Source organism: Streptomyces sp. NPDC003720 (assembly GCF_042875075.1).
Lineage (GTDB): Bacteria > Actinomycetota > Actinomycetes > Streptomycetales > Streptomycetaceae > Streptomyces.
In genome coordinates, this window is the sequence record NZ_JBIANZ010000008.1 from 390756 (window position 1) to 407260 (window position 16505).

Annotated in this window: 18 protein-coding genes; 8 read left to right on the plus strand and 10 right to left on the minus strand. The window is 72.3% G+C overall.

All coding sequences use genetic code 11. The features are described 5' to 3' along the window. Positions 1–97: 97 nt before the first annotated feature. Positions 98–820 carry a hypothetical protein gene (locus ACFYU0_RS24005; RefSeq protein ID WP_351662985.1) on the plus strand — a complete coding sequence of 241 codons (723 nt, stop codon included), beginning with the start codon at positions 98–100 and terminating at the stop codon, positions 818–820. Between the two features lie 17 nt (positions 821–837). Here ACFYU0_RS24005 and ACFYU0_RS24010 read toward each other — a convergent pair whose 3' ends face one another. Together ACFYU0_RS24010 and ACFYU0_RS24015 are read right to left on the minus strand one after the other, a co-directional pair. Continuing rightward, on the minus strand, positions 838–1353 hold the full coding sequence (locus ACFYU0_RS24010; RefSeq protein WP_389304047.1) for a hypothetical protein: 516 nt from the start codon (positions 1351–1353) through the stop codon (positions 838–840). A gap of 20 nt (positions 1354–1373) precedes the next feature. Next, entirely contained in the window at positions 1374–2498 is a 1125-nt protein-coding gene (locus ACFYU0_RS24015) for a magnesium and cobalt transport protein CorA (protein WP_351662465.1), read from the minus strand. 479 nt (positions 2499–2977) lie between these two features. Between ACFYU0_RS24015 and ACFYU0_RS24020 the strand changes: the two genes are divergently transcribed. Next, positions 2978–3574, plus strand: coding sequence for a suppressor of fused domain protein (locus tag ACFYU0_RS24020; protein ID WP_351662467.1), 597 nt, complete (start codon positions 2978–2980; stop codon positions 3572–3574). 30 nt (positions 3575–3604) lie between these two features. On the opposite strand, the gene ACFYU0_RS24025 is transcribed toward ACFYU0_RS24020, so the two are convergent. Further along, positions 3605–4828, minus strand: coding sequence for an MFS transporter (locus tag ACFYU0_RS24025; protein WP_389304049.1), 1224 nt, complete (start codon positions 4826–4828; stop codon positions 3605–3607). 170 nt (positions 4829–4998) lie between these two features. On the opposite strand from ACFYU0_RS24025, the gene ACFYU0_RS24030 reads away from it, so the two are divergent. From ACFYU0_RS24030 to ACFYU0_RS24040, 3 genes are all read left to right on the plus strand, one after another. Further along, positions 4999–5640, plus strand: coding sequence for a DUF6758 family protein (locus ACFYU0_RS24030; protein ID WP_389304051.1), 642 nt, complete (start codon positions 4999–5001; stop codon positions 5638–5640). A gap of 105 nt (positions 5641–5745) precedes the next feature. Next, positions 5746–6603, plus strand: a complete 858-nt coding sequence (locus ACFYU0_RS24035; protein ID WP_389304052.1) for a PHP domain-containing protein — start codon at positions 5746–5748, stop codon at positions 6601–6603. Between the two features lie 64 nt (positions 6604–6667). Next, on the plus strand, positions 6668–7273 hold the full coding sequence (locus ACFYU0_RS24040) for a MarC family protein (protein WP_389304053.1): 606 nt from the start codon (positions 6668–6670) through the stop codon (positions 7271–7273). Between the two features lie 46 nt (positions 7274–7319). On the opposite strand, the gene ACFYU0_RS24045 is transcribed toward ACFYU0_RS24040, so the two are convergent. Beyond that, positions 7320–7472 carry a hypothetical protein gene (locus ACFYU0_RS24045; protein WP_174266095.1) on the minus strand — a complete coding sequence of 51 codons (153 nt, stop codon included), beginning with the start codon at positions 7470–7472 and terminating at the stop codon, positions 7320–7322. Positions 7473–7677: 205 nt separating this feature from the next. Here ACFYU0_RS24045 and ACFYU0_RS24050 point away from each other — a divergent pair, with 205 nt between their 5' ends. Further along, entirely contained in the window at positions 7678–8574 is an 897-nt protein-coding gene (locus ACFYU0_RS24050; RefSeq protein ID WP_389304055.1) for an NYN domain-containing protein, read from the plus strand. A gap of 61 nt (positions 8575–8635) precedes the next feature. On the opposite strand, the gene ACFYU0_RS24055 is transcribed toward ACFYU0_RS24050, so the two are convergent. After that, complete coding sequence (locus ACFYU0_RS24055) at positions 8636–9523, minus strand: alpha/beta fold hydrolase (RefSeq protein ID WP_389304056.1); 888 nt, start codon at positions 9521–9523, stop codon at positions 8636–8638. A gap of 153 nt (positions 9524–9676) precedes the next feature. Beyond that, entirely contained in the window at positions 9677–12076 is a 2400-nt protein-coding gene (locus tag ACFYU0_RS24060; protein WP_389304058.1) for a DEAD/DEAH box helicase, read from the minus strand. A gap of 497 nt (positions 12077–12573) precedes the next feature. On the opposite strand from ACFYU0_RS24060, the gene ACFYU0_RS24065 reads away from it, so the two are divergent. Further along, on the plus strand, positions 12574–13329 hold the full coding sequence (locus ACFYU0_RS24065; protein WP_351662991.1) for a ferritin-like fold-containing protein: 756 nt from the start codon (positions 12574–12576) through the stop codon (positions 13327–13329). A 69-nt stretch (positions 13330–13398) separates the two neighbouring features. Here ACFYU0_RS24065 and ACFYU0_RS24070 read toward each other — a convergent pair whose 3' ends face one another. From ACFYU0_RS24070 to ACFYU0_RS24085, 4 genes are all read right to left on the minus strand, one after another. Continuing rightward, entirely contained in the window at positions 13399–13671 is a 273-nt protein-coding gene (locus ACFYU0_RS24070) for a hypothetical protein (RefSeq protein ID WP_351662479.1), read from the minus strand. Between the two features lie 171 nt (positions 13672–13842). Beyond that, positions 13843–14070 carry a DUF3107 domain-containing protein gene (locus tag ACFYU0_RS24075; RefSeq protein WP_351662481.1) on the minus strand — a complete coding sequence of 76 codons (228 nt, stop codon included), beginning with the start codon at positions 14068–14070 and terminating at the stop codon, positions 13843–13845. Positions 14071–14203: 133 nt separating this feature from the next. Beyond that, positions 14204–14845 (minus strand): TetR family transcriptional regulator, encoded by a 642-nt coding sequence (locus ACFYU0_RS24080; RefSeq protein ID WP_199211900.1) that lies wholly within the window; start codon positions 14843–14845, stop codon positions 14204–14206. Positions 14846–15013: 168 nt separating this feature from the next. Then, positions 15014–15250, minus strand: coding sequence for a hypothetical protein (locus ACFYU0_RS24085; RefSeq protein ID WP_351662483.1), 237 nt, complete (start codon positions 15248–15250; stop codon positions 15014–15016). Between the two features lie 257 nt (positions 15251–15507). On the opposite strand from ACFYU0_RS24085, the gene ACFYU0_RS24090 reads away from it, so the two are divergent. Further along, positions 15508–16503 (plus strand): alpha/beta fold hydrolase, encoded by a 996-nt coding sequence (locus tag ACFYU0_RS24090; protein ID WP_389304060.1) that lies wholly within the window; start codon positions 15508–15510, stop codon positions 16501–16503. Positions 16504–16505: the final 2 nt, after the last annotated feature.

The window sequence follows — 16505 nt, forward strand, 5'->3', positions numbered from 1 at the left end:
CTCCGGACGGACTGGCTCCGCCGAGCGGGCGGGGCCCCGGTACGCTGCCGTACGCCGCTCAGCCACCGTCAGAAAGGCAGCCCCACCTGTGACTGCGATGCCCCTGGGCCGTGTTCGCCGGGCCGCGCTGGTGACCGCGACATGCGCACTGGCCGTGACGGGAGCGACGGTGCTGACGGGGTGCAGCGACGACCCGGACGCCGGGACCAACGGGGTGGGGAAACTGCCCGCGGCCCAGATCCAGGCGAAGACCCGCGCCGCCGCCGACGCCGCTCCCGCGGTGCGGCTGGCCGGGACCGTGGTCACCAGCGGCCGCACGTACCGGCTGGACATGCGGCTGAAGGACGACGGCGGCACCGGCTCGGTCACCTCCCGGGGCGCCACCTTCGGCCTGCTGCGGGTCGGCACGCAGCTGTATCTGAAGGCCGACGCGGAGTTCTGGAACGGCGGCGACAAGTCCGCGGCGGGCAAGCTCGACGGCAAGTACGTGAAGGTGCCGCAAGGAGACCCCGCGTACAAGAAGTTCAGCGGCTTCACGGACAAGGACCTCCTCCTCGACGGTCTGCTGACCCTGCACGGTTCGCCGGCGACCGACGGCCACCACGAGACGGCGGGTACCCGCACCATCCGGATCACCGGCGACGACGGCGACGGCGGCACCCTGGACGTCTCCCTGGAGGGCAAGCCGTACCCGCTGCGCCTGGAGCGCGCCGGTTCCGCGGGCACGCTCACCTTCTCCGACTGGGGCAAGGACTTCACCGTGACCCGGCCCGCGAAGGGCGAGACGGTCGACTACGGCAGGCAGCTCCCGGCGTCGTAGCCCGGCGGAACCCCGCGCTACCTCTTCTTCCGCAGCCCGGCCAGCAGCCGCGGCAGGGCGGCCGGGACCGGCCGGCGCGTCGTCGCCGGCGATGGCACCGGACGCTCCGCCAGGCTCCCGGCGGGCAACGGGAGCGGCGGTCCGGCCGGAGCCAGACGAAGCACCCTGCACTCACGGGCCCACCGCGCGGGCATCTCCTCGCCGTCGGGGGCGTTCAGCCGCTTGCCCTTCAGCTCGGCCACGGCGGCCTCCCACTCCGGCGAGCCGGGGGCCGGCTCGGACACGGTGGCCCGCCAGGTCACCAGCCGGCCGCCCTTGTCCTTGCTGCGCACGGTCACCTCGGCCGAGCCGCCGTCGGCCAGGCCGGGCAGCGGCTGCTCCCCGGGCCCGTCGCCGACCAGGCACACCGCGCCCTCGTGCCACACGTGCCACAGCGCACGCGCGGCCGGGGCCCCGTCGCCCCTGACCCAGATGAGGCCGGACTTCTTGGTGGCCTCCTCGACGAGGGCCTGGTCGAGCAGCTCGCTTGTCATGCGCCCAGCCTAACCAGGGCCTACAGCCAGCCGTTGCGCTTGAGGGTGCGGTGGATGCCCAGACACAGGGCGACCGTGACGCCCATGATCACCGGGTAGCCGTACCGCCAGTGCAGCTCGGGCATGTACTTGAAGTTCATGCCGTAGACCCCGCACACCATCGTCGGCACGGCGATGATCGCGGCCCAGGCGGTGATCTTGCGCATGTCCTCGTTCTGCGCGACGGACGCCTGCGCCAGGTTGGCCTGGAGGATGGAGTTGAGCAGTTCGTCGAAGCCCAGCACCTGCTCCTGGACGCGGGCGAGGTGGTCGGCGACGTCCCGGAAGTACTTCTGGATGTCCGGGTCGACCAGCCGCATCGGCCGCTCGCTCAGCAGCTGCATGGGCCGCAGCAGCGGGGCCACCGCCCGCTTGAACTCCAGCACCTCGCGCTTGAGCTGGTAGATCCGCGCCGAGTCCACACCGCGCGAGACACCGCCCCGGCGGCCCGGCGAGAAGACCTCGGTCTCCACCTCGTCGATGTCGACCTGCACCGCGTCGGCCACCGCGATGTAGCCGTCCACCACGTGGTCGGCGATCGCGTGCAGCACGGCCGAGGGGCCCTTGGCGAGCAGTTCGGGGTCGTCCTGGAGCCGGTGCCGCAGCGCCCGCAGCGAGCCCTGGCCGCCGTGCCGGACGGTGATGAAGAAGTCCCGGCCGGTGAAGCACATGACCTCGCCGGTCTCCACCACCTCGCTGGTCGCGGTGAGCCGGTCGTGCTCGACGTAGTGGATGGTCTTGAAGACGGTGAACAGCGAGTCGTCGTACCGCTCCAGCTTGGGCCGCTGGTGGGCCTGCACCGCGTCCTCCACGGCCAGCGGGTGCAGCCCGAACTCGCGTGCGATACCGGCGAATTCCGACTCGGTCGGCTCGTGCAGCCCCATCCACACGAACCCGCCGTCGCGGCGCACCAGCCGCATCGCCTCCTGCGGGCTCAGCGGCTCCGCGCTGCGCACCCGGGCGCCGTCGCGGTAGACGGCGCAGTCGACGACGGCCGAGGGCGTCGCGGGGTCGCGCGTGGTGTCGTACGGCGCGCTCTGCTCCTTGCGCAGCGAGACACGGGACGACGGGCGGACCACGGCGCGCAGGTCGCGGATCATCGACATGGGCAGGCTCCTTCGCGGGCGGGCAGCGAAAGCGCGTGTCGACGGGTGGAACCACCCGGAATGGGGACGTCCGGCGGAAGTCCTCCCGGCCTCCGGCGGGGAAGGATGTTTGGCACGTCCACAAAGCGGGGAGCACCGCACCGTCGCGGTGGCGACTTCGCTACTGATGCAGAACTGATTCAGGTCAGACAGATCAGGCAAAGCGAGACGAAGTGCTCTTCCGAACGACGACGCGAAAGGGAAGGCGGCGGCCAGCCGGTAACTAGATCAGCAGCCGGAAGAGCGAGTGGTACTGCACGGTCGACTTCGATCCATGACAGCCCCACCTCCTCCGGCCGGTCCCTCGTAAGGGAGTCTCAGCGTCGGGACTCGATAGCGACGCTTCTGCGTGCTGCCCCGAACCACCGGCTCAGCGTAGCAGCAGCGTGTGGTGTCAAGGCGCCGCTTTGCCCGGAGCTGACGAGTTCTATGCTCACCGCATGGTTGATGTTCTTCCTCTGGTCGAGGCACGGTTGAGCACCGCGCTGGGCGCACCGGACGCGCGGGCCGCGGTCACCTTCCTCGGTACCGACCGCATCGAGGTGCTCCGGTTCCACGAGGGGGATGTGGTCCGTTACGCCTCGCTCGGCATGTCGGCGCACCCCATGACCGACCCCACGGCGATGCTCGCCGACCCCGTCAAGGGCCCGCGCGCCGAGCTGGTCCTGTCGGTACGCGCCGGCCTGGCCGACACCGACAAGGTGCTCCGCGCGCTCGCCGTGCTCGCCGCCTCCCCGCAGGTGGAAGGTGTGGTCGTGGCGCCCGGGGCCTCGCTCGACGTCGGTGAACCGCTGTGGCCCGGCGCTCCGTTCAGCTCCGTGCTCGTGGGCGAGCCGGGCGGGCTCGTCGAGGACCTGGCGCTGGACGACCCGATGGACCCGGTGCGGTTCCTGCCGCTGCTGCCGATGACCCCCAACGAGGCGGCCTGGAAGCGGGTGCACGGCGCCCCGGCCCTCCAGGAGCGCTGGCTGGCGAACGGGACGGACCTGAGGGATCCCACCCGCAGGTCCGTCCCGCTGGACGCCGCACCCGAGTGAGCAAGCTCACCAAGGCCCGTCGCCGAGGCGTCAGTTGGCGAAGACGCCGACCCCGTCCTCGGTGGCGTGCCGCGGCTGGAGCTCCTCGGCCTCGTGCGTGAGCGCCCTGCGCCGTACGAGGACCACGACCGCGCCGAGCACGGCGGTGACCGCCGCGACCACGAACGGGACGTGGATGTCGGTCCACTCCTCGATCTTCGGAGCGAAGTAGGGCGCGGCGGCCGCCGCGAACCAGCGGACGAAGTTGTAGCCCGCGCTCGCCACCGGGCGCGGCGCGTCCGACACGCCGAGGGCCAGTTCGGTGTAGACCGTGTTGTTCACGCCGATGAAGGCGCCGGACAGGATCGTGCAGACGACGGCCGTCGTGTGGTCGCCGTAGCCGAGCACGAGCACGTCCACCGCGAGCAGCACCAGCGAGCCGCCGAGCACCTTCAGCGAGCCGAACCGCTTCTGCATGCGCGGGGCCACGATCACCGAGAAGACGGCGAGCAGCAGGCCCCAGGCGAAGAACACGGCGCCCGAGCGGTACGGGGTCATGTTCAGCACGAACGGGGTGAAGGCCAGCACGGTGAAGAACGTGTAGTTGTAGAAGAACGCCGAGACGGCCGCCGAGGCCAGGCCGCCGTGGCCGAGGGCCTTGATCGGGTCCAGTATCGAGGTCTTCCGGGCGGGCTTCGGCTGCTCCTTCAGGAACGCCGCGATGCACAGGAAGCCGATCGCCATCAGGGTGGCGGTGCCGAAGAAGGGGTAGCGCCAGCTCGCGTTGCCGAGCAGCGCGCCGAGCAGCGGGCCGCAGGCCATGCCGAGGCCGAGGGCGGACTCGTAGAGCAGGATCGCCGCCGCGCTGCCGCCGGCCGCCGCGCCCACGATCACCGCGAGGGCGGTGGAGACGAACAGCGCGTTGCCGAGGCCCCAGCCCGCGCGGAAGCCGACGAGCTGCCCGACCGAGCCGGAGGTGCCGGCCAGGCCCGCGAAGACGACCACGAACGCGAGGCCGACCAGCAGGGTCCTGCGGCCGCCGATGCGGCTGGAGACGAAGCCGGTCAGCAGCATCGCCACCGCCGTGATCAGGAAGTACGAGGTGAAGAGCAGGGACACCTGGCTGGGTGTGGCGCGAAGGCCCTGCGCGATGGACGGCAGGATCGGGTCGACCAGGCCGATGCCCATGAAGGCGACGACGGAGGCGCCGGCCGTGGCCCACACCGCCTTGGGCTGTCGCAGGATGCCGCCGGCTCCCGCGTCGAAGGAGTCCATGTGCCTCTCCCGTCTCCCGGCTAGATAGTTGGTTTATGCACATACTAAGTTAGCCGAGCTAATTAATGCAAGGTGCACCTAGTTTCTCCTGGTGGGGTGGGCGCGCGGCTTCCGTCCGGACGGGTGATCGTCCTTGACGCGGGCCGGTCCGGGTAGGACCGTGGGGCCCTATGAGGGGCGAACCCAGTTGCCCGAAGTGTGGTGGCCGGGTCAGGGCTCCCGGCCTCTTCGCCGATTCCTGGCAGTGCGACGCGCACGGGACGGTGTATCCGCTGCAGCCCGTGATCCCGCCCAGCGTCGAGGCGCTCAACGTCGTCGTGCACCGCACGCAGGTCCCGGTGTGGATGCCGTGGCCGCTGCCCGTGGGGTGGCTGTTCACGGGCGTGACCTACGCGGGGGACGACCGCAGCGGCGGCCGCGCCACCGCCGTGGCGTGCTCCGGTCCCGGTCCGCTGGGCGGCATGGGCGAGCTGATCCTCGTCGCCGAGGAGCTTGGTGTCGGACTCGGCGCGCACTACGCGGGCATCGACGGCCCGGACCCGGGCCCTTACATGAACGTCGAGAAGCCGCCCCAGGCCAAGGTCCTGGCCGCCGGGCGCCCGACCCCGCTCTGGCACGTCTCCGGCGGTCCCGACGACCGCGCGGTGTTCGCGGGCGAGGCGCTGGGGCTGTGGCTGTGGGCGGTGGTGTGGCCCGAGCAGTCGGGCCTGCTGATGTACGACGAGCTGGTGCTGGCCGATCTGCGGGACGCGGGCGCCGAGATAGACCTCGTGCCGTGCGGCGCGCTGTCGCCGAGGCTGCTCGACCCCTGAGTGCCGGCTGTAGGGGGCGCCGGGCGGTTACGGGTGTGACAGGGCATCCGGTTCCTGCCGCTATCCTTAGGTGTCCCCACCGTCCCGTCACCGCCTGGAGCAGCCGTGCGCATCGACCTGCACTGCCACTCCACGGCCTCCGACGGCACGGACACCCCGGCCGAGCTGGTCCGCAACGCCGCCGCGGCCGGCCTGGACGTCGTCGCGCTGACCGACCACGACACCACCCGCGGGTACGCCGAGGCGATCGCCGCGCTGCCCGCGGGGCTCACCCTGGTCACGGGCGCCGAGCTGTCGTGCCGGGTCGACGGCGTCTCCATGCACATGCTGGCCTACCTCTTCGACCCCGAGGAGCCCGGTCTGCTCGCCGAGCGCGAGCTGGTCCGGGACGACCGGGTGCCGCGCGCCCAGGGCATGGTCGCCAGGCTGAACGAGCTGGGCGTGCCGGTCACCTGGGAACAGGTGGAGCGGATCGCCGCCGGCGGTTCCGTGGGGCGGCCGCACGTCGCCACCGCGCTGGTCGAGCTGGGCGTCGTGCCGACCGTGAGCGACGCGTTCACCGAGGAGTGGCTCGCCGACGGCGGCCGGGCCTTCGTCGAGAAGCACGAGACCGACCCCTTCGAGGCGGTCCGGCTGGTCAAGGGCGCGGGCGGGGTGGCCGTCTTCGCGCACCCGGCCGCCGTCAAGCGCGGCCGCACGGTGCCGGAGTCGGTCATCGCCGAACTGGCGGCCGCCGGTCTGGACGGCATCGAGGTCGACCACATGGACCACGACGCCGACACGCGGGCCCGGCTGCGCGGCCTCGCCGGGGAGCTGGGACTGCTGGTCACGGGGTCCTCGGACTACCACGGCAGCCGCAAGACCGTCTCGCTGGGCGCGTACACGACCGATCCCGAGGTCTACGGCGAGATCACCCGCCGGGCCACCGGGGCGTTCCCGGTGCCGGGGGCCGGCGGAGCCTGAGGCGGCCGGCCCGCCTCACCCGATCGTCCCCGTTTCTCTCTTCAGCAAGGCCTGTAGCACCACCATGTTCGACCTCGCCGTCTTCGGCTCCCTGTTCCTGACCCTTTTCGTCATCATGGATCCCCCGGGGATCACCCCGATCTTCCTCGCCCTGACCGCCGGCCGTCCGGCCAAGGTGCAGAAGCGCATGGCCTTCCAGGCCGTGTGCGTGGCGGGCGGGGTCATCGCCACCTTCGGCGTCCTGGGCCACCAGATCCTCGACTACCTGCACGTGTCCGTCCCCGCGCTGATGATCGCGGGCGGTCTGCTGCTCCTGCTGATCGCGCTGGACCTGCTCACCGGCAAGACCGACGAGCCGAAGCAGACCAAGGACGTCAACGTCGCCCTGGTGCCGCTGGGCATGCCGCTGCTGGCGGGGCCCGGCGCCATCGTGTCCGTGATCCTCGCCGTGCAGAAGGCCGGCAGTGCGGCCACGCAGCTCTCGGTGTGGGCCGCGATCCTCGCGATCCACGTGGTGCTGTGGCTGGTGATGCGTTACTCGCTGCTGATCATCCGGGTCATCAAGGACGGCGGTGTGGTCCTGGTGACGCGGCTCGCGGGCATGATGCTCTCCGCGATCGCCGTGCAGCAGATCATCAACGGGGTCACTCAGGTGATCCGGGGGAGCTGAGAAGCGGGCCTCGGCTCCCCCGGAAAGCTTGAGTGAGCGCCGGGTGTTACGAGGCCGGGCTCTCGGCCGGGCGGATCCAGAGGCGCTGTCCTACGGCTGCGGCCTGCTGAACGATCCGGTTGACGGAGGCGGCGTCCACGACGGTGCTGTCCACGGTGGTGCCGTCGACCTCGTCGAGTCGCATGATTTCGAAGCGCATGGGCTTCTCCCTTCGTCTGGTCATCCTCCTGCGGAGAACTACTGGGGTGACGTGCTGTCGTAGGTATTCAACGCGCTGCGTGTTACAAACATTCCCTACACTAAATAAATTTTTCGAACGGCTAATTACTGACCGGTAAGCGGCGTTGGCGGGACTGACCGAGAGCGGTTGTGTTCGCAGCGTGATCGCCAGGACAATGGTGGCGATGAACGACGACCTGGCGGACCTCGCCGCCCGCATCGACCACACCAACGAGCTGCTGCAGCGCATGCTCGCCGAGGTGGCGAAGACGCCCTCGACCCACGCGATCTTCGTCGACGCGGGATACCTCTACGCGGCCGCGGGCCGGCTCGTCGCCGGGACGGAGGACCGGCGCGCCTTCGACCTCGACGCCGAAGGCCTGATCGACGCCCTCATCGACAGGGCCCGCACGATCTTCGCCGACAGCCGGCTGCTGCGCGTCTACTGGTACGACGGCGCCCGCCGCCGCATCCACACGGCCGAGCAGCAGACCATCGCCGAACTGCCCGACGTCAAGGTCCGCCTCGGCAACCTCAACGCCAACAACCAGCAGAAAGGCGTCGACTCCCTCATCCGCAGCGACCTGGAGTCACTGGCCCGGCACCGCGCCATCAGCGACGCGGCCCTGCTGGGCGGCGACGAGGACCTGGTGTCCGCGGTCGAGGCGGCCCAGGGCTACGGCGCCCGCGTCCACCTCTGGGGCATCGAGGCCCCCGAGGGCCGCAACCAGGCCGAGCCGCTGCTCTGGGAGGTCGACAGCCAGCGCACCCTCGACCTCGAGTTCTTCAAGCCCTACGTCTCCCGCCGCACGGCCGCCGCCTACGAGCCCGCCACCGGAACCCGGCCCACCCGCGAGGACGTCCGCTTCGTCGGCGCCCGGATCGCGGCCAAGTGGCTCTCCGCACGCGGCCGCGAGGCCTTGGTCGAGCTGCTCCCCGGCCACCCCTACCTCCCGGGCTCCGTCGACCAGGACCTCCTCGTCGAGGCCGAGGGCATGCTCCAGTACTCCCTGCGCGGCCAGGCCGACCTGCGCCGCGCCCTCCGGGACGGCTTCTGGGAGCACCTGCAGACGCAGTACTAGCCGGCCGCCCACGACGCCGGCCCCGAGCCGCCGGTCCGCCCGGCCGGGTGCGTGCCGTCGGTCAGGCGGTGGGGGCGGGGTGGGTGTCCCAGAAGTCGGCCAGGGCGCGGGCCGTGGCGAGGGGCTGGTCGGTGTTGGGGGAGTGCTCGGCGCCTTCGACCACCGTCCGCCGGGCCCCCAGCCGCACCGCCATGTCGTCGAGCAGGGCCAGCGGCCAGGTGTCGTCCAGCGCGCCCGACAGCACGTGGAACGGCAGCGGCACGGCCGCGAGTTCGGCGACCCGGTCCGGCTCGGAGCACAACTGGCGTCCGGTGGACAGGAGTTGGGCGGGCTTGTTGCCCATCCAGCGGCGCCGCAGGTCGGCCCGGTTGTCGAGGCCGCCGTCCAGTCCGCCGGTGGCGGTCTCCTCCGGCGCCTCCATCGCCTGGATCGCGTCCCACACCTCGGCCATCGTCATCACCGCGAGCGCGTCCCGCAGCAGCTTCACGCGCTGCTGCTGGGAGACCGAGATCTGCGCGGGCCCCGAGGCCATCAGGGTGAGCGAGGCGAAGGGGGAGTGGTCCAGCAGCACGGCGGCGCGCGAGACCTGCCCGCCCAGCGAGTGCCCCAGCAGATGCACCGGCGCCGCCCCGAGGGCCGCCGCCTGCGCGAGTACGTCCTTCGCCAACTCCTCCTGGACGTAGGCCGTTTCGTCGTGCTCGGGACCGTCCGTCTCGAACTGCCCGCGCCCGTCCACGGCCACGGTCCGGTACCCGCGCTCGGCCAGCGGCACGTGCAGCGGGTTGAAGTCCTCCTTGCTGCCGGTGAAGCCCGGCAGCAGCAGCGCGACCCCTCGGGGTTCGACCCCGTCGGCGACGGGCGCGTCGACCACGGCGAACTCGCCGCGCGCGGTCCGCAGGGAGTACGCGCGGGCACCGGCGGGCGGGGCGAAGGTGGCAGGCCTGCTCATGGGAAGAGGCTAACCGGCGTCGCCGCCCGGCGGGTGACGGGCCGTGTGCCGGTCGGAGGCGGGGAGGGAACGCCGACGGCCCGGCCCACCGAGGTGGGCCGGGCCGTCCGGTCGATGCCGTCGTGCCGTCCGGCTGGTGCGCCGGTACGCCGATCAGGCTTCGGGAGCCTCCGCTGCGGCCGCCGTCTTCCGGGTCCGGCGCGCCTTCGGAGCCGCCTCGGCGGACTCGGCGGCGGGCGCCGTCGCCTTGCGGGTGGTCCGGCGGCGCGGCTTGGCCTCCGGCTCGGCGGTGGCCTGTGCCGGAATCTCCGGGACGGCCGCCTCGGCGACGGCCTTGCGGGTCCGCCGTGCCTTGGGCGCGGCCACCTCGGCCCCGTCCACCGCGGCCTCGGCGGCAGCGGCGGTCTTGCGGGTGCGGCGGGGCTTGGCCTCGGCCTCGGGCGCTTCGGCGGTCTCCGGAGCGGCGACCGCCTTCTTGCGGGTGCGGCGGGGCTTGGCCTCGGTGGCTTCCGCGGCGTCCGCGGCGGCCTCGGCGGCAGCGGCGGTCTTGCGGGTCCGGCGCGGCTTGGCCTCGGCCTCGGGCGCTTCGGCGGTCTCCGGAGCGGCGACCGCCTTCTTGCGGGTGCGGCGGGGCTTGGCCTCGGTGGCTTCCGCGGTGTCCGCGGCGGCCTCGGCGGCAGCGGCGGTCTTGCGGGTCCGGCGGGGCTTCGCCTCAGTCTCCGTCTCCGTCACCTCGGGTGCGGCGGCGGCGGTCTTGCGGGTGCGGCGGGGCTTGGTCTCCGTGGCTTCCGCGGTGTCCACGGCGGCCTCGGCGGCCGGTTCCGCCGTCTTGCGGGTCCGGCGGCGCGGCTTCGGCTCGGCGGCCTCGACCACGGCCTCGGGCGCTGCCACCACGGGGGCGGACTCCGCCACGGGCGTCTCGACCGCGGGCGCCTCGGCAGCGGCGGTCTCGGCCGGCTGTGCGGCCTTCCGCGTGCGGCGGCGGCGCGGCTTCTCCGGGGTGTCCACGGTGGCCGGGCCCTCGGCCGTGTCCACCGTCGCGACGGCGGCCGGGTCGACGGCGGGCGTCGCGACGGCGGGCGTCTCGACGGTCGCGGCAGCGGCCGTCACCGGCTCGGCCGCGCTCCCGCCGCGCGTGCGGCGACGACGGCGCGGGGTACGGGCTCCAGAGGGCTCCTCGGCGGTGCCGGACTCGGCGGCCGGCGCCGGAGCGGTGGAGGCGTCCGTCGGGGCCCCGCCGCGCGTGCGGCGGCGACGGCGCGGGGTACGGGCCGGGCGCTCGCTCTCGGCCGACGGGGCGGCACCGGACTCGGCGCGGCCGCCACGGCCACCCCGGCCCCGGCCGCGCGCTCCGCGGCCGCCGGTCTCGCCCAGGTCCTCCAGCACCTCCGCGTCGAGCCCGGCGCGGGTCCGCTCCGAACGCGGCAGTATGCCCTTGGTGCCCTCGGGGATGCCGAGGTCGGAGAACAGGTGAGGGGAGCTGGAGTACGTCTCCGCCGGGTCGCTGAAGCCCAGCTCCAGCGCCTTGTTGATGAGCTGCCAGCGCGGGATGTCGTCCCAGTCGACGAACGTGATCGCCGTGCCCTTGGCGCCCGCGCGGCCGGTGCGGCCCACGCGGTGCAGGTACGTCTTCTCGTCCTCGGGGGACTGGTAGTTGATGACGTGGGTCACGCCCTCGACGTCGATGCCGCGCGCGGCGACGTCGGTGCAGACGAGGACGTCGACCTTGCCGTTGCGGAAGGCCCGCAGGGCCTGCTCGCGCGCGCCCTGGCCGAGGTCGCCGTGGACCGCGCCGGAGGCGAAGCCGCGCCGCTCGAGCTGCTCGGCGATGTCGGCGGCGGTGCGCTTGGTGCGGCAGAAGATCATCGCGAGCCCGCGGCCCTCGGCCTGCAGGATGCGGGCGACCATCTCGGCCTTGTCCATCGAGTGCGCGCGGTAGACGAACTGCTTGATGTTCGCGACCGTGGCGCCCTCGTCGTCCGGCGAGGTGGCGCGGATGTGGGTCGGCTGCGACATGTAGCGGCGCGCGAGGCCGATGACCGCGCCCGGCATGGTCGCGGAGAACAGCATGGTCTGGCGCCTGGCCGGAAGCATGTTGATGATCTTCTCGACGTCGGGCAGGAAGCCCAGGTCGAGCATCTCGTCGGCCTCGTCGAGGACCAGGCTCTTGATGTGGTTCAGGTTCAGCTTCTTCTGGCCCGCGAGGTCCAGGAGCCGGCCCGGGGTGCCGACGACCACGTCGACGCCCTTCTTCAGGGCCTCGACCTGGGGCTCGTAGGCCCGGCCGCCGTAGATCGCGAGGACGCGCACGTTGCGCACCTTGCCGGCGGTGAGCAGGTCGTTGGTGACCTGCTGGCAGAGCTCGCGCGTGGGAACGACGACGAGCGCCTGCGGGGCGTCGGTCAGGGCCTCGGGGGCGGCGCGGCCGGCCTCCACGTCGGCGGGGACCGTCACGCGCTCCAGGAGCGGGAGGCCGAAGCCCAGCGTCTTGCCGGTGCCGGTCTTGGCCTGGCCGATGACGTCCGTGCCGGACAGGGCTACGGGAAGCGTCATCTCCTGGATGGGGAAGGGAGTGACGATGCCGACGGCCTCCAGGGCCTCGGCCGTCTCGGGAAGGATTCCGAGGTCTCGAAACGTCGTAGTCAGGGTGCTGCCTCTTCTGTGTGGCGCGGCGCGAGGCGAGCGCGGGGGTCTTTGACGGACCGTGCCGGGGGACGTCGGTTGCCATACGGGCGAACCACTCGGGTCAGCCGTAAAGCACGGGACCTCTGCCGACGCTCTAGCGCTCGTACCGCTGAGGGTGTCCCTCCGGTCGACGTACGTATGTGCCGTACGGCCGGGGAGGGCTGTCGGGTCGGAGCCGATCGGGCCACCGACCGGGCATCCTCATGCGTGCGGCCTGTCGGGACGCGTCGAACATCGTCGACGCACTCAGCCAGGCGCATTACCACCATACCCCGGAATCGCGCACATGCGATGGCCGGTTTGCTCACGTAGTCGTCGTCACACTGCTCGGCCATGGGCTTCCGGGGCAGGACGAGCGGACTATTCTGCGCCTCATGACTAGCTCTGACAAGCCTGAGAACGCGTCCGCCGCCGCGGCCGGACCCACCGGCATCGCCGCCCAGGACTGGACCCGGGCCTCCGCCGACCCGCAGTACCGCGCCGCGGTCGTGGACCTGCTCGGAGCGCTCGCGTACGGCGAGCTCGCGGCGTTCGAGCGGCTCGCGGAGGACGCCAAGCTGGCGCCGACGCTCGCGGACAAGGCGGAGCTGGCCAAGATGGCGTCGGCCGAGTTCCACCACTTCGAGCGGCTGCGCGACCGGCTGACCGAGATCGGCGAAGAGCCGACCGCCGCGATGGAGCCGTTCGTGGCGGCCCTGGACGGCTTCCACCGGCAGACGGCGCCGTCGGACTGGCTGGAGGGCCTGGTCAAGGCCTACGTCGGCGACTCGATCGCCAGCGACTTCTACCGGGAGGTCGCGGCCCGCCTGGACGCCGACACACGCGAACTGGTCCTGGCCGTCCTCGACGACACCGGGCACGCCGGCTTCGCGGTGGAGAAGGTGCGCGCCGCGATCGACGCGGACCCGCGCGTGGGCGGGCGGCTGGCGCTGTGGGCGCGGCGGCTGATGGGCGAGGCGCTGTCGCAGTCGCAGCGCGTGGTCGCCGACCGGGACGCGCTGTCCACGATGCTCGTGGGCGGTGTGGCCGACGGGTTCGACCTCGCCGAGGTGGGCCGGATGTTCTCCCGTATCACCGAGGCGCACACCAAGCGGATGGCCGCGCTGGGCCTCGCGGCCTGAGGCCGCGGCCCGGCGTCCGGGGCGGCTGCGGTCGGGGGGCGGTACGCGCCCCCTCGGCGGCGCGGCCCGCTACGCCGGGATCGATCGTCGGCGCAGCCGGCGGCCGGCCGGGCGGAGCAGCAGGGACAGCGAGGCCGCCGAGACGACCGCCGCGCCCAGCAGGCTCAGCAGGGCCGTGCCGGGACCGAGCGCGCTGTGGGTGACGAAGTCGCCGAAGAGGGCGCCGGCGACACCCGTCGCGAAGACCAGGGCGGGGGCGGGAAGCCGGTGGGCCAGCCGCTGCGTCGCCGCCCAGGCGAGGAGCAGACCGACCAATGCCGATCCGAGTGCTTCCAGGATCATCTCCGGGTCCCTCCCACGGCCGGCCGGTGCTTCGCGGTCGTAGCCCGTCCTACCCGTGACCTGCGGAGTGCAACCCTCCTCTGTGGACGACTTGTGCTCCATCCGTGCGCGGACGGAAGGCGGAAGGGGCCCGGCGGCACATGCCGCCGGGCCCCTTCCGCCGAACGAGACCTACAGGGTGCCGAAGCCGACCTTGCGGACGGTCGGCTCGCCGATCTCCACGTACGCCAGACGGTCCGCCGGCACCAGGACCTTGCGGCCCTTCTCATCCTCGAGGCTGAGCAGCGGCGTCTTTCCGGCCAGGGCCTCAGCCACCACGCGCTCGACCTCGGCGACGCTCTGACCGCTCTCCAGAACGATCTCGCGGGGCGCGTGCTGCACGCCGATCTTGACCTCCACGGCTATGTCCCTCCGACGGTCAGTGCTGTGCGCGATCTTCCGCGCCGTACCAGCACACATTAGCCCGGTGAGGGGACGTAGACGCCGCGGGCCGGAACGCCATCAGCGAACACCGTGGGGGAACAGATGAACGTCAGTGGTGATCGAGGCCGTGCAGCGGGAAGCCTGCGATGCCCCGCCAGGCCAGTGAGGTCAGCAGCTGCACCGCCTGGTCGCGCGGCACGCTGCGGTCGCTGTGCAGCCAGGAGCGCGCCACCACCTGGGCGAGGCCGCCGAGACCGGAGGCCAGCAGCATCGACTCCGCGCGCGAGAGACCGGTGTCCTCGGCGATGACGTCGCAGATGGCCTCGGCGCAGTCGTTGGTCACCTTGTCGACGCGCTCGCGCACCGCGGGCTCGTTCGTCAGGTCCGACTCGAACACCAGGCGGAAGGCGCCGCCGTCGTCCTCCACGTAGGCGAAGTAGGCGTCCATGGTGGCGCGGACGCGCTGCTTGTTGTCGGTCGTCGAGGCGAGCGCGTTGCGCACCGACTGGATCAGCGCCTCGCAGTGCTGGTCCAGCAGCGCGAGGTAGAGGTCCAGCTTGCCGGGGAAGTGCTGATAGAGCACCGGCTTGCTGACGCCGGCCCGCTCGGCGATGTCGTCCATCGCCGCGGCGTGATAGCCCTGAGCGACGAAGACCTCCTGGGCGGCGCCCAGCAACTGGTTCCGTCGGGCTCGGCGTGGCAGCCGTGTGCCACGTGGGCGTGCCGCCTCAGTCTGCTCGATGGCTGTCACGCCGCCTCCCAAAGTCGTCCACGTGCGGCGTAGGCCGCGCGGCCATCGTACTTTTCGGTAACCGTGCTGTGCGCGGTGCGAGCGCAGAATTTCACGGACCGGACGGCGATGAAAGCGGTTGACGTCCCCCTGGCGCGGCCGAACGGGTTCCGCGGGCCGGCCGCGGGGTCAGCGGTAGTCGTCCTCGTCGAGGGAGACGACGCGCCGCTGCTCGACGAGATCGGCCTCGTTGCCGCGGGCCGGGTCCACGTCCGTCAGGGGGTCGTCGTGCTCCGGTGCGATGTCCCTGTGCTGCTCGGCGGAGTCCACCTCGGGGGCCTCGACGTCGATGTCCGTGGAGTCGTCGTTCTCCCGGTCCTCGATCGCCTCGGGCTCGATCGGGTCCTCGATGGAGTCGTGGGTCATGGTGGGCTCCCTTCCTACGAACGTCCCTGGAACCGGCAGGGGCCACATCCGGGTGCCCTCTGTACGAGCCTAGGAGACACCTGATCCCGGTGCCATGCCATGGACGTCGGTCGGCCGTGTGATCGCGCGGGTCCGGAAGAGGGCGTCACCTCGTCCGGGTCCGCGCCGCGTTCCCGGTCCTGTGTCCGTGACGCACCGGTGCAATCTGTGACGGCGAACACATGAGCCGCTATGTGATCGTCTCGTAACATTGCCGCATGTCTTCGACCGAGTCGCCGTCCGTTCCGGCCGCAAGTGTCCTTCCCAGGGTCGCGCCCGTCCGGGTCGGCGAGGGCGAGCGGCTGCGGACGGTGGGACTGCCGGGGGTCACCCTGTCGCTGCGCTCGCGGCCGCCCGCGCGCGCGGGGCTGCCGCCGGCGTTCTTCGTCCACGGACTCGGCGGTTCCTCGCAGAACTGGTCCTCGCTGATGGCGGAACTGGACGGCGTCGTCGACGGCGAGGCCGTGGACCTGCCCGGCTTCGGCGACTCCCCGCCTCCGGACGACGGCGACTACTCGATCACCGGGCACGCGCGCGCGGTCATCCGCTGTCTGGACGCCGCCGGCCGCGGCCCGGTGCACCTCTTCGGCAACTCCCTCGGCGGCGCGGTCGCCACGCGCGTGGCCGCCGTACGGCCGGACCTCGTCCGCACCCTCACCCTGGTGTCGCCCGCCCTGCCGGAGCTGCGGATCCAGCGGACCGCGGTGCCGACGGGGCTGCTGGGCGTCCCCGGCATCGCCGCGCTGTTCACCAGGCTCACCCGGGAGTGGACGGCCGAGCAGCGGGTGCGCGGGGTCATGGCGCTCTGCTACGGCGACCCGGGGCGCGTGTCGCCCGAGGCGTTCGGGCACGCCGTGGAGGAACTGGAGCGGCGGCAGCAACTGCCGTACTTCTGGGACGCGATGGCGCGCTCCGCGCGCGGTATCGTCAACGCCTACACCCTGGGCGGACAGCACGGGCTGTGGCGCCAGGCCGAGCGTGTGCTCGCCCCCACCCTCCTGATCTACGGTGGTCGCGACCAACTGGTCGGCTTCCGCATGGCCCGCAAGGCCGCCCGCTCCTTCCGCGACTCGCGTCTGCTGTCGCTGCCGGAGGCGGGGCACGTGGCGATGATGGAGTATCCGGAACTGGTCGCGGGGGCGTTCCGGGAACTCCTCGCGCAGGCCGGGACACCGGGCGGCGACACGGCCGCCGACACGGACACGGAGAGCTGAGG

Excerpts from the sequence above, each read along its gene's own strand:
- ACFYU0_RS24005 (WP_351662985.1), top strand. The coding sequence starts at position 98 with ATGCCCCTGGGCCGTGTTCGCCGGGCCGCGCTGGTGACCGCGACATGC.
- ACFYU0_RS24010 (WP_389304047.1), bottom strand. The coding sequence starts at position 1,353 with ATGACAAGCGAGCTGCTCGACCAGGCCCTCGTCGAGGAGGCCACCAAG.
- ACFYU0_RS24015 (WP_351662465.1), bottom strand. The coding sequence starts at position 2,498 with ATGTCGATGATCCGCGACCTGCGCGCCGTGGTCCGCCCGTCGTCCCGT.
- ACFYU0_RS24020 (WP_351662467.1), top strand. The coding sequence starts at position 2,978 with ATGGTTGATGTTCTTCCTCTGGTCGAGGCACGGTTGAGCACCGCGCTG.
- ACFYU0_RS24025 (WP_389304049.1), bottom strand. The coding sequence starts at position 4,828 with ATGGACTCCTTCGACGCGGGAGCCGGCGGCATCCTGCGACAGCCCAAG.
- ACFYU0_RS24030 (WP_389304051.1), top strand. The coding sequence starts at position 4,999 with ATGAGGGGCGAACCCAGTTGCCCGAAGTGTGGTGGCCGGGTCAGGGCT.
- ACFYU0_RS24040 (WP_389304053.1), top strand. The coding sequence starts at position 6,668 with ATGTTCGACCTCGCCGTCTTCGGCTCCCTGTTCCTGACCCTTTTCGTC.
- ACFYU0_RS24045 (WP_174266095.1), bottom strand. The coding sequence starts at position 7,472 with ATGCGCTTCGAAATCATGCGACTCGACGAGGTCGACGGCACCACCGTG.
- ACFYU0_RS24050 (WP_389304055.1), top strand. The coding sequence starts at position 7,678 with ATGAACGACGACCTGGCGGACCTCGCCGCCCGCATCGACCACACCAAC.
- ACFYU0_RS24055 (WP_389304056.1), bottom strand. The coding sequence starts at position 9,523 with ATGAGCAGGCCTGCCACCTTCGCCCCGCCCGCCGGTGCCCGCGCGTAC.
- ACFYU0_RS24060 (WP_389304058.1), bottom strand. The coding sequence starts at position 12,076 with ATGACGCTTCCCGTAGCCCTGTCCGGCACGGACGTCATCGGCCAGGCC.
- ACFYU0_RS24070 (WP_351662479.1), bottom strand. The coding sequence starts at position 13,671 with ATGATCCTGGAAGCACTCGGATCGGCATTGGTCGGTCTGCTCCTCGCC.
- ACFYU0_RS24085 (WP_351662483.1), bottom strand. The coding sequence starts at position 15,250 with ATGACCCACGACTCCATCGAGGACCCGATCGAGCCCGAGGCGATCGAG.
- ACFYU0_RS24090 (WP_389304060.1), top strand. The coding sequence starts at position 15,508 with ATGTCTTCGACCGAGTCGCCGTCCGTTCCGGCCGCAAGTGTCCTTCCC.